The organism is Paenibacillus stellifer, from assembly GCF_000758685.1.
Lineage (GTDB): Bacteria > Bacillota > Bacilli > Paenibacillales > Paenibacillaceae > Paenibacillus_AQ > Paenibacillus_AQ stellifer.
Window position 1 is genome coordinate 1132510 of record NZ_CP009286.1, and the last position, 11533, is coordinate 1144042.

7 protein-coding genes are annotated in these 11533 nt (G+C 59.0%); 5 read left to right on the forward strand and 2 right to left on the reverse strand.

Annotation, left to right across the window (positions count from 1 at the left end):
- Window positions 1–152: 152 nt before the first annotated feature.
- The gene (locus PSTEL_RS05230; protein ID WP_038693953.1) at window positions 153–1097 is read right to left on the reverse strand and encodes a hypothetical protein; all 945 of its coding nucleotides are present in this window, start codon (window positions 1095–1097) and stop codon (window positions 153–155) included.
- The gene (locus PSTEL_RS27425) at window positions 1090–1242 is read right to left on the reverse strand and encodes a hypothetical protein (protein WP_156995790.1); all 153 of its coding nucleotides are present in this window, start codon (window positions 1240–1242) and stop codon (window positions 1090–1092) included. Before PSTEL_RS27425 ends, PSTEL_RS05230 begins: the two co-directional genes overlap by 8 nt.
- Before the next feature lie 334 nt (window positions 1243–1576).
- On the opposite strand from PSTEL_RS27425, the gene PSTEL_RS05235 reads away from it, so the two are divergent.
- The 5 genes from PSTEL_RS05235 to PSTEL_RS05255 all read left to right on the forward strand — a co-directional run bounded on the left by PSTEL_RS05235 (window position 1577) and on the right by PSTEL_RS05255 (window position 11421).
- A complete protein-coding gene (locus PSTEL_RS05235; RefSeq protein WP_084064723.1) occupies window positions 1577–3442 on the forward strand; it encodes a vWA domain-containing protein in 1866 nt (621 codons plus the stop codon).
- 145 nt (window positions 3443–3587) lie between these two features.
- Window positions 3588–6977, forward strand: coding sequence for a tubulin-like doman-containing protein (locus PSTEL_RS05240; protein WP_038693954.1), 3390 nt, complete (start codon window positions 3588–3590; stop codon window positions 6975–6977).
- Window positions 6978–6981: 4 nt separating this feature from the next.
- On the forward strand, window positions 6982–9360 hold the full coding sequence (locus PSTEL_RS05245; protein WP_038693956.1) for a transcription initiation factor TFIID: 2379 nt from the start codon (window positions 6982–6984) through the stop codon (window positions 9358–9360).
- A 28-nt stretch (window positions 9361–9388) separates the two neighbouring features.
- Window positions 9389–10660 (forward strand): vWA domain-containing protein, encoded by a 1272-nt coding sequence (locus PSTEL_RS05250; RefSeq protein ID WP_038693958.1) that lies wholly within the window; start codon window positions 9389–9391, stop codon window positions 10658–10660.
- 122 nt (window positions 10661–10782) lie between these two features.
- A complete protein-coding gene (locus PSTEL_RS05255) occupies window positions 10783–11421 on the forward strand; it encodes a hypothetical protein (RefSeq protein WP_038693960.1) in 639 nt (212 codons plus the stop codon).
- Window positions 11422–11533: the final 112 nt, after the last annotated feature.

Genomic DNA, 11533 nt, shown 5'->3' on the forward strand with positions numbered 1-11533 from the left:
CCTGCCCATTATACATAGAATCGTTCCACCCATTCTCTCAGATCGAAGTTCACAGCATTTAAATCTCCGGTAACAAGCTTCCGGTCCCAAAAAGTTCACAATTACCTGCAGGATTCGCCGCGAAACGTACGTCATATAGAAGCGGGCTTTAATTAGGTATCGGAGATGCTGCTCCCGAGCTCAGGGTCCCAGCGGTACTTGGCATCCGCAATATGCATGACTTTAGCATCCAGTCCGTTCCACGCCTCGTGAGGATTGGATGAAATCAGCTGATGCAGTCTGAGGAAGCGGTCGCGCGGCAGCAGGTGGACGTAACGGCCGATGAAGCCGGAATACAACAGGGCGTAGCGTTTGAGCCGTACGGCCGCTCCGGCGACCAGCGCGAGGATCGCCGCGCCCTCCTTCATTTCCGCTATTTGCGCTTCGTATCTGATCACGTACCGGAAGGTGCGGTCCTTGATCAGCTCCCGCCGCAGCCGGGCGACTTCGCCGATATACTCGGCGAGCAGAGGCTCGAAATCCTTCAGAAGCAGACTCTCCATTTCCAGATCCATGTCCTTGCGCAGGCGGAAGCCATGCAGCAGGGCGATGCGCTGTCTCGCCACGCGGTCGCCGCGCAGCAGCACGGCGATTTCGCGCAGCTTCTCGTAGGCCAGCGTATCGTTCTCGCGAAGAACGGAGACGGCCTCCTGCCGGTTAAGCTCCAGGCCTTCCCTGATCCGGTCGATATTCCGGCGGAACAGCTCGTCCAGGCGGCGCACATTCTCGGCCGGTCTTGCCCTGCGCTGGGCGGCGGAGAGCGCCAGCAGCAGAATGACGCCGGCTGCCAGGCTGAGCGATAGCTGCAGCGTATCCGCGGCGAAATAGGCCGCGGCCAGTGCCAGGAGCGCGACGAGCAGCCTGGTGTACATCATGCGGCGGCCGACAAGGGCCGCGGCCCGGGCTTCCACCAGGGCCAGAGCGGAGCGGCCGCAGTGTCCGCAGCGGTCTCCGGGAAGCGCGGTGTAGGTTCCGCAGCGGGTACAGACGCGCAGCCGGTCGAAGGAATGGAGCGGCCGGCGGAATGGGCGCAGTACGGCCGGTTTCTTCTTAGCCATGGGTCCGGTCGCCTCCGTTCAGCGTGGCCAGCAGCTTCTCGTCGATCTCCTCTTTGGACAGCGGTCGGCGTCCCCGGATAAAGAGCCGGAGAATATGGATGCATGTATAAAGAAACGCAGCGGCGAGTATCACGTATGAAATCATGGAATGATCCTTTCTGAAAAGATTCTACTTGTTCGGGAAGCGCTCGGCGGTCCCCAGAACCGGGAACATCGCAGTATGAAGCGCCCTAAGTCCGCTTAGGCCAGGTATCCTGTTTCTTCCAAAGAAATCTCCCTTTGTAGATGGAAACCCGCCTCGCAGAAGGAATCCCGCCTCGCAGAAGGAATCCCGCTCCGGGGGAGGAAGCTTGGCGTATGCTGCTCAGCGTTCCTTAAGTTGAAGTTTACAGGGTTTAATTATATCATAATGGCATGCTATTGACAGAAATTAGAATAGGCCCTCATGCCGCTAATCCAATCACAAGAGGAGTCATGTCATGCGTTGTAATGAGGTTCACACCAAGGGAATTGAAGTGCGTTCCATTCACACTAATAGAAGATTTCTGACATTGCTGGGACGGGTGCTGGTTCCGCTGCTGGCCGTTCTCGTGCTTCTGGTTCCGGCAGCTGTGCCTTCCGCCTATGCGGCAGGCTCGGGATCGGCCGCTTCCGCCGGAGCTTCGTCGCAGATCGATGCCGTTCTCGTCCTGGATGTCAGCAATTCGATGAAGAAGAGCGATCCGGGCGGCATCGCGGACGAGGCGATGAAGATGTTCATCGACATGCTCTCAACGAAGGGAGACAAGGTCGGTGTCGTCGCCTATACCGACAAAGTTCAGCGCGAGAAGGCGCTCCTGACCATCAATTCGGCTTCGGACAAGCAGGATTTGAAGAATTTCATCGACGGACTCGACAAGGGTCCCTATACGGATATCGCCGTTGGCGTGGACGAAGCGGTGAAAGTGCTCCAGAACGGCAGCGATCCGAGCCATGAGCCGATGATCGTACTGCTGGCGGACGGCAATAACGACTTCAATGAATCAACTGGGCGCACCGAGAGCCAGTCCAGCCAGGAACTGGATGCAGCGGTGCAAACCGCGAAGAAGAACGGCTACCCGATCTACACAATCGGGCTGAACGCGGACGGCAAGCTGAACAAGAACAGCCTGTCTGCCCTGTCCACCGAAACGGGCGGCAAAGCGTTCGTGACGGATTCGGCGGATGATCTTCCGCAGATTCTGAGCGAGATTTTCGCCGACCATCTGAAGCTTAAGGTTGTTCCGGTGCAGTCCATTACCGCGAACGGCGCCTATCAGGAGGTCACGGTAAATGTACCGAACGCCAGCGTGCTGGAGGCCAACATTTCCATTATCTCCTCGCAGCCGGTTACGGCGAAGCTGACCGATCCTTCGGGCAAGGAGGTAGCGATCCCGTCGAACAATGTCCTTTTGTCAAAATCGTCGACCTACAGCCTGCTGAAGCTGCTGTCACCGCAGGAAGGAGACTGGAAGCTGCAGGTCAAGGGCGTTCCGAAGGATAAGATTGACATCAATCTGATTTTTAACTACGATCTCGATTTGCAGCTGGAGGCTATTCCTTCCAAGACATACAAGAAGGGCGACACGATTCCGGTCTCGGCACATTTGTTCAGCAACGGGACGCAGGTAACGGAGCAGGAGCTGTACGGACAGATGAAGGCCGTGCTGCTTGCAACCGACCTGGACACCGGGAAGACCGAGGAGCTTCCGCTGGATAACAGCGGCGGCGAATTCAAAGGGAATTTTGAAGTCAAGGACAATCATAATTATCAAGTAAAGGTGCGGGCCGAAGAGAGCAGCTTCTACAGGGAGAGCAATGCGGTGGAGGTCAAGGCCGGCGGTTCCGGTACACCGGCGCCAAGTGCGAGTCAGGCACCGCTGGAACAAGCCGGAACGGGCGGCGGCCTCAGTTGGACGAAGATCGTGCTGATTGCGGCGGCGATTCTGATTCTGGCAGTCGCTGCGGCTGTCTGGATGTTCCTGAAGAAAGCGAACAAGGGCTTTGTCGGCCAGCTTGTTGTTGAAGTGCTCGACGCCAACACGGGAGAGAAGACGTACCCGCAGTACAAGAAGCTGAACGGCTTCCGGGGTAAATTCAATCTGCACCAGCTGCTTCAGCTGGCCCCTGAACTTAAGGAGTCGGAGAAGCTGGTCTTCACGCCCGGCGCGGGCGACAGACTGGTGCTTCGGGGCAGCGACATCGCGGTCGAGAAGTCGGGCCGTGCGGCCGACGCCTCCCGGGGGCTGGAGCTGAAGAGCGGGGACCGGATTTCGGTGCCGCTGCGCAGCGTGGACAAAACGATTTTGCTGGAATATCTGGTGTAGGAGCGTATGCTTTCGAAGCCAGTTTTGCTGGAGTTCATTCAAGAAGCTTAATCATCGCAAAACTTAGTGTATGCTTCCGAAGCCAGTTTTACTGAAGCATAAGCAATGAAGTCTACTCACCGTAAAACTTTTAGGAGTTGAGAACATGAAACCGGTCGTAAGAGAACATATCCAACAGCTCGACGTATCACTCGGAGGAGGCATTGTCAGCGACAAAATCAGGGTCGACACTATCGACAATCCGATACTTATTATCGGTCTGGGCGGTACCGGGATCGACGCGCTTCTCCGTCTTAAATATCAGATTAACCGCAGGTTCAAGCTGCCGGAAGACCCGATCTCGAAGAAAAAACGCGACAAGCCGGACAACGTTGAGTTCCTGGCTTTTGAGACGAACGAGCAGGACCGCGGCAAGCGTTACAAAGGCATCGGCCTTGATCCGCAGAACGAATTCGTGCTGCTGGCCAACGCGGAAATCGGCGGCCTGCTGCAGAACCGCAGCATCCTCGATCCCTACATTACCGATTGGCTGTCGCCGGAGCTCAGCATTACGGACGGCATGAACGGCGCCGCCGGCGTGCGCCAGGCGGGACGGCTGCTGCTGTTCACGAAGATCAATCAGGTTGTCGGCGCGATCGATAAGAAGATCAAGACGCTGAGCGTAGGCACGAACAAGAAGCTGATGGTCTTCCTGCTGACAGGTCTGTCGGGCGGCACGGGCAGCGGCGCTTTTCTGGACATCGCCTATATTGTCCGCGGCATCATCGAGCGCGATTACGGCTCTGCCGGCATCGACCGGGTCAGCACGCTCGGCTATTTGTTCACGCCTGACGTCAACCTCTCCAACAAGAGTCTCAGCGAGCATACCCGCGAATACATCCGCAAGAACGGCTATGCGGCGCTGAAAGAGCTGGATTACTGGATGAACGTGGACAGCCGGGGCGAGCGGTTCCGCCAGCAGTACGGCAACATTCTCACGGTCAATTCGCCGCTGCCTCCGTTCAACCTGTGCCATCTGATCTCGGCGACGAACACGGAAGGCAAGCTGCTGGAGAGCGCCTACGATTACTGCATGAATGTGACGGCAGAGAATATTACGAACTTCATGGCGAGCGAGGAGAAGCAGTCGGGAGAGGAATTCGCGATCCACGATTATATCAGCAACATCCGCACGAACATTGCGCAGATGCACAAGAGCTATCCCGCCAACTACGAATACAACATTATCGGGGCATCGTCCGCCGTGCTGCCGATCGAGGAAATGACGACCTATCTGGCGTATCGCCTCTTCGACAAAATGGACAAAATGTTCCACCAGGCCCCCGGCCAGGAGGATATCGAGAAGCTGGCGCGCAAGCTCGGCATCGACCTGGAGAGCGTCATCAAGACGTTCGAGGCCCGCGTTCCGGAGCCGCTGCCGGGTTATGAGAACAGCGAACGCCTGAGCCACGGCAATGTCATCAAGCAACAGGTGGTCGATATGGACACCGAGCTGGAGCAGAATTTCCTGGCCCGTGTGCGCGAGGAGTACATCAAGGTAAGCAAGCAGCTGCCCGGCGATATCGTTGGCCGCTTCGGCGAGGAGATGGAGCGGACGTTCCTGCATCCCGAGCAAGGTCCGTTCTACGTATCGCGGCTGATTTTTACGGAAAAAGGCTTCTGCCTCCTGAAATTGATCCAGTCGTATATCGAAGCGCTGCGCGAGAATTTGCTCCGTCTGCCGCGTGATATCGAAACGGCGCGCGAAGCGGCGGAGGATAAGCTGGGCGACGCGCGGAGCGCTTTTGTCTCCAAGGAGAAGAAGAAGAACGCCTACATCGAAGCCAAAATCAATGAGTACTGGCTCCACGCCGATACGGAGCGCACCGAGCGCATGATCGAATTCTACGAGGATCTGTTCGAGCTGCTGAACGAGGAGAACAGCCGGATTTACGGCGTATTCACGGAGATTCTGAACGCGCTGAGCTCTATTTTTGAGAAGAACGGAGACATTCTGACAAGCAGCGAAGAGCAGACCGACCATAAGGGCAACAAGACGTATTACTGGAACATCGTCAGCGTGCCGGATATCTCCAAGACGATTTCGAAGATTATGGATCAAAAAGACGGCGATGACCTGATTCGCGACTTCGCCCGGGAAATGCTGCGCAATTCCAGCCGCTGGGTGAGGGAGCAGGAGATCGACATCGTCCGCTCCATTTCGGAATTCCTGAGCGACAAATTCGGGGATCTTATTACCCGGTCGATGGAGGAGTTCCTGGTCATGAAGTACGGCAGTGAAGAGCCGCTCGACAAGCTCGTGGAGCGCACGATCGCCGGCAAGCTCGACGAGGAAGCCGTTCCGGTCTTCCATCTCAGCAACAGCTCGGGCAGTCTGCACTTCCCGTCCTGGGGCTTCGTATCCGTTCCGGTCAAGGCGCCCGGCATCCTGAAGGGCATTCGCAACTATCAGAACAACGCCCTCGGCAAATCCCAGTTCACCGTCAAGGAGAGCGAGGTCAAGAACCGGATTTTCTGGCTGAACACGCGCAACGGCGTGCCGCTGTTCGTCTATACGCCGCTCCGCGTCTATGAGGAGAACTATGAGCGTACAATTCTGGATAAGGAAGGCATCGGACGCCATCTTGTGATGACGGACAAGAACAACTGGACTTATCTGCCTTCGCCGATTCCGGAGCAGTCCTGGGGCGATACGTACAGCAACGCGCGCGTCCGTGAGTATAACGCAAGAGTGCGCAGCGAGTTTGCTAAAGCGCTGGAAACCGGGGTCATTGTGGAAAAAGGTCTGGACGAGAATACAAGCAACCGCTATACGGTCGTATTCACCAAGCCGTTCGATCTCGAATCGTTCCTGAAGAGCTTCGATCTTCAACTGGAATCGCCGCGTCCGAATCTGGGCGAGGTGAAGAAGGCGGCCGACGAGCTGCGCCGGCTTCGGGAGAACGGGCTGGAGCGCGAGGAGTCGAAGGATATTTTCGGCAGCATCAACCGGGAGCTGGCTCAGGAGAACCTGATCCGCACGCCGCTTCTCACCGCCAGAGTGCGGGAAGAGCTGGCGAAATACGAAGCGCTGGCCGCCAAGGCCGCAGAGCTGGACACGGTGCTCGGCCGGTTCCTGGATGAAGAGAAGTGGATGGATCAGTTCCTTGAGGCCCTCTATACGGACACCATTGTGAAGAAGGGTGCCCTGTATGTCTACGACAAGGATGAAGAAGAGGAGTCCTGGGAGCCGTTCGCCAACCTCATGAAGGAACGGAACTATGTGGAGTATGCGGTGTACCGCCACTTCCGCGGGCTGGATGAGAAGAGCCGCAGCCTTCTGCTGCGCAAGGCGGCGCGGCGCGCGGGTGAGATGACCTCGGCTGAGGATGTCTCGCCGCTGCTCTACAGGCTGGAGAGCCTGTACGTCAGCTTCCTTGAATCGCGCGATGCCCTGGAATACGAGAAGGTCGAGCATGCGGACGGCGACGACATGTATGCCTTCTATAAAGCGATGACTGGCAAGCTCGGCAGCATCCGCAGAAAGCTGAAGTAAGCCTATGATACATTCGCAGGCCTTATCGTTCGCGGAGGAATATGCCGCCCGGGAGGAGAGGCTGCAGGATTTGGGAGACGGCCGCAGCAGCATCCACTACCCGGCTCTGTTCCTCTTCGTCGGGGATAAATGCGCCTCCGCCGTTCTGCCCGTGCTTGAGAGCTGCCGCCGCAAATGGGATAACGCCGGCGGCGTGCTCGGCATTTACGCCGCGCCCGAAGGCGGTGGAAGACCGGAAGAAGGGTTTGGAGAATCTCTCCGGACCCTGACCCTTCCGGCGGTATCGGGCCTGGACCCGAAGACCGTGCGCCGGGATTTGTACCGGGCATTCCACGGGGACAGCCGCTATCTGGCGGAGATGAACACCTCGCTCCGCCGCCTGACGGGAAGCATGGCCGATTTCGGCCGGATGTATTCGTCCTTCGATGTCGTCCATCTATCCGTCGTCACCCGGGTCGACGACCCCTGCAATGTGCTGCTGCCGGAAATTGCGCTGCTCGCCCGGGCGATTCTCGGGCAGTCGTTCAAATCGGTGCAGACCGATCTGTTCGCGCTGATCAGCGAGCGAGAGCAGGCCGAGAGCTACGGGCTGTCCAGCTCGGAGGGCCTCGCCTTCCTGCGCGAGCTGGACGGCATGCAGGCGCCGGACTACAGAATGGAGGCCCCGCTGCTCGTAACCGAAGACGGGCTTTCCATCCCGGTATCGCATGGGCCATCGCCGCTGTTCGATTTGGTCTACGTGCTGTCGGACAAGAACGAGCGTGGAACCTCGCCGGTGAACGGCATGCAGGACAACTACGAGATTATTTCCCACATCAGTCTGCTGAAGAACGTCATGCGGCCTGCCGGCGATTCCGGTCCGGATCAAGGCGGCTATAACAACATGGCGTTCAAAAGCGGCATAAGGGGCAGCACGGGCCGGCAGGGATACGCTTCCGCCGGCTTCTCCGGTGTCCGGCGGCCGAACCGGCAGATTGCGCTGGCAGTGCTGTACCATACGTTCAAGCGTTTCCGGGAGAAGCTGCTCACGGGAAGCGGCCCCGCTCCGCGCGAGCGGATGGAGCTGATGGGCTTGACGCCGGGCAGGCTGCGGGAAGCGGCAATGCGGCTCCTTCCGGACAAGGAAGGGCTGAATGAGATGACCGGGCTGATGAGCTACGGTCGCCCGTCCTACGGCGAGCTCAAGCGCCTGACGCTGAGCGAGGCGGAGGATATGCTCTTCGGCTCTGGAGGGGAGGCTTATTTCCGCAGCAATTTCACCGAGCCGTCGTCCCGTCTGCTGGAGACTGTCAATCCGCTGACGGATTGGAAGCCGCTGCTGGCGGCGGGAGACGTAGCCGGACCGCGGGTGACGTTCGTTCAGCTGGCCGAATGGACGGCCGATAAGGAGAACGCCGGAAGCGTTCTGCACGGCCTGCGGCAGCATATGGCCGGCCTTAGAGCCGGGATCGCCTCATCGCGGGAAGAAATCAGCCGATTGTTCGGCGAGCGTGTGGAGTCGCTGCCGTTCCCCCGTGTTCCGCTGATGGATAAACGGACGGTCCGGAATTTGATTCATTATCTTTTTGCGGAAGGCTATGGCCTGAAATACGAGCTGCTGCTGCTTGAGACGGAGCTTGCCCTTTGCCTTCGGATCGAAGCCGCGCTGGAGTCGCTGCATGAATCCAGCATCCGGCGGCTGCGCACCATGGAGCGGCTGGAGGAAGAACTGAAAGCGGCGGCGCTGGACAGCATCGGCCGTGCGGAGGGCGATGTCGGCCGGAATATCATGGAGTATTACCGGGCCGTGACCGATGAGGTGATCAGCGACATTGAGACACGCCGCGGGCATGATGCGCTGCAGAGCGAACGCTATCTGGGCGATCTGACGGAACTGCTGGACCGGGGGTCCGAGGAGGTTCTGTCCAGGCTGACCTTGGTGTGTGGACGCGAGATTTTGACGAAGGAGCTTTTCACGTTGTCCTTTGAGGAGGAGCTGCTGCGGCGGGCGAATGTCGCGGCGGCGTATGAGAACCGTGAGGTTCTTACGAAGGAAGAGCTGTTCCGGCGGCTGTACCGTCTGCTGGAGGAGGAAGCGTCCATCAATGTCCGGCTGTTTGAGTACACCCAGGAGCATCGGCATGAGGAAAAATACTTCTTCGGCGACAGCGCCTCCGAGTTTATGCGCTACGCCCTGTCCGCAGACGAGACGACTCGCATCTACCGGCTGGGCTTCGTGCACGAACGGCGGCGCAGCGGGGTGGAGAAGCTGAATCTGATGGGCGGCTTCCATCTGGAGGACCTGCTCTACTACCGGAACGGCAGGATTTATTATGAAACGTATTTGAAGAACGGCTATGGGCTGCACGGTGTGGACGAAGCGTCGCTTCCCGCTCTGCGCTAGAAGCCTGCCGAAAGGATGATGGATGGATATGCAGCGAAAGGTGAATCTGCTACTCTTGTTGTTCAGTCTGATTGGCGGAGCAGTTGCTTGGATCATCGGCGAGGCTCTGCTCGGCAGCCTGCTGGAGAATTGGCCTTCTATTCTCGCGATCGGCGTGTACTTCGCCATTGTGGCGCTGGGCGTCGGTCTTGGCTGCCTTCTGGCGGAGATTATCTCGCCGAGGCTTAACGGCTTCTCCTGGAAGCAGCGCTATCTCGGGTTATCGTGGAAGCTGCTTCCGCTGACTGTGGCGATTGTGCTCGGCGCCGGCGTGCTGACCGAATTTATCTACGAGCTGAATTTCGGCGGTCTGAGGCCGGTCAAGGATATCGTCATGGTGATTGACGATTCCGGCAGCATGGGAACGAATGATCCGAACAACCGGCGCTACGCAGCCGCAAGCGAGCTTGTCGGACGGATGGACAACGACAATCGCGTTGCAGTGCTGACGTTCAGCGACAAGGCTTCCGTGGCGCAGCCGCTGACCCCGCTGTCGGGAACGGATAAGCGGGAGCAGGTCGTGAAGGCCATTCAGGGTCTTCAGACGACCACAGGCGGAACGAACCTCAGCGGCGCGCTGACGGCCGCGCTGGATGTGCTGAGCGGCGGCGGCTCCGGCCGGGGAGCGATGGTCATTCTGCTGTCGGACGGAGTGAGCCAGCTGGATACCGCCACGGAGCTTCAGCCGTACTTGGACCAGGGAGTTGCCGTGAACACGGTCGGACTGGGTCTCAGCGGTTCTGACGGATCGACCCTGCTGAAGGATATCGCTTCGGTGACGGGCGGACAGTATTACGATGTATCGGACGCGGACCGGCTGGCTGATGTGTTCCGGCAGATCTATGACCGGCTCGGCGACCGGACGCTGCTGACCGAGCGGACGGACGCCGCGCAGAACAGCCCTTATTATGCAGTCGTTCGCATTATTTCGCTTCTTCTGATCGGCGGGGCGCTGGGCCTTGGGCTCGGCATCCTGTTCGACAACCGTCATTTGGCCCGGAGCTTCGGGCTCGGCGGCCTCGTGTCCGGCCTGCTTGCGGGCCTGACTCTGGAATACGGGCTTGGCGGGGAAGCGGTGCTTGACGTTATGGTCCGGCTGCTGGCTGTGCTTCTGCTCGCCGGCGTGATGGCTCTGTTCACCGGAGTTGTTCCAGTCGGCGAAGGACGCCTGACCCGCCGGGGAAGCAGAGCCGCGCAGCAGCCGGCACGCCCGACGCGAGGCTTCCCGTCACGCGGAGGCAAGGGCAGCAAGGGCTTTTAGCCCGAGCGCCCGGGTTTAGCCCGAGCGCCCGGGTTTAGCCCGAGCGCCCGGGTTTAGCCCGGGCGCCCGGGGCAAGACCGCATTAAATGCGCCCCAACAATAAGGAAAGGAGCTTGGCGGCGATGAGGTACATCGAGCAATCGCCAGGTCTTCCCGCCATCGGAGGCCTTACCTCCCGCGTGGAGGACCGGATCTGCATGCTGAGATGGCATTGGCCGGAAGGGCTCCAGGCCGTATATATTCACAAAAGCCCTGAAGGCGGAGATCCTGCGGAATCCGCCGCTCTCTCCGGTCTGAAGCTGTACACCCGGGAAGAGTACAAGGCGGGCTCGGGCTTTCAGGACCGGCTCGAGGAGATCGGACCGGTGGTCTACACCGTGCTCGCCCGTCATACGGAGGACGGAGAGACAGTGCTCGTCCGGCAGGATGACGGAGCCAACCGGATTACGGTCAGCGCGGGCAAGGCCCGGATCTATGTGGATATTGACCGCAAGCGCGGCCTGTTCCGCAAGGAGCAGAGCATCCGGATGACGATAACGGCCGAAGTGCCCGTCGGCAAGGATGTGCTGTGCTATGTCAAGAAGCGCGGCGGCTATCCCGCCGCGAAGGAGGACGGGACGCTGTTCCCGTTCGTGAAGGATTTCGCGCCGGGACGCAACGAGCTTCCGCCGATCGAGGTCGGCCGGGATGACTACGTCCGGATTTTCTTCACCGACGGCCCCCGCTACGGCCGCTATTACGAGCTGGTGCCGGTGCGTTAAATGTTGATGGACGCCCGCTGTCCGGTGTCAAAGGACGCATCCGGGCGTTATCCTTAAAGTTATGGATTATAAGCTATACGCTTAAATAGGCCCTGAATTTTTCCGAGAAACG

Coding starts and splice junctions, on each gene's coding strand:
- PSTEL_RS05245 (WP_038693956.1), top strand. CDS start 6,982: ATGATACATTCGCAGGCCTTATCGTTCGCGGAGGAATATGCCGCCCGG.
- PSTEL_RS05230 (WP_038693953.1), bottom strand. CDS start 1,097: ATGGCTAAGAAGAAACCGGCCGTACTGCGCCCATTCCGCCGGCCGCTC.
- PSTEL_RS27425 (WP_156995790.1), bottom strand. CDS start 1,242: ATGATTTCATACGTGATACTCGCCGCTGCGTTTCTTTATACATGCATC.
- PSTEL_RS05235 (WP_084064723.1), top strand. CDS start 1,577: ATGCGTTGTAATGAGGTTCACACCAAGGGAATTGAAGTGCGTTCCATT.
- PSTEL_RS05255 (WP_038693960.1), top strand. CDS start 10,783: ATGAGGTACATCGAGCAATCGCCAGGTCTTCCCGCCATCGGAGGCCTT.
- PSTEL_RS05240 (WP_038693954.1), top strand. CDS start 3,588: ATGAAACCGGTCGTAAGAGAACATATCCAACAGCTCGACGTATCACTC.
- PSTEL_RS05250 (WP_038693958.1), top strand. CDS start 9,389: ATGCAGCGAAAGGTGAATCTGCTACTCTTGTTGTTCAGTCTGATTGGC.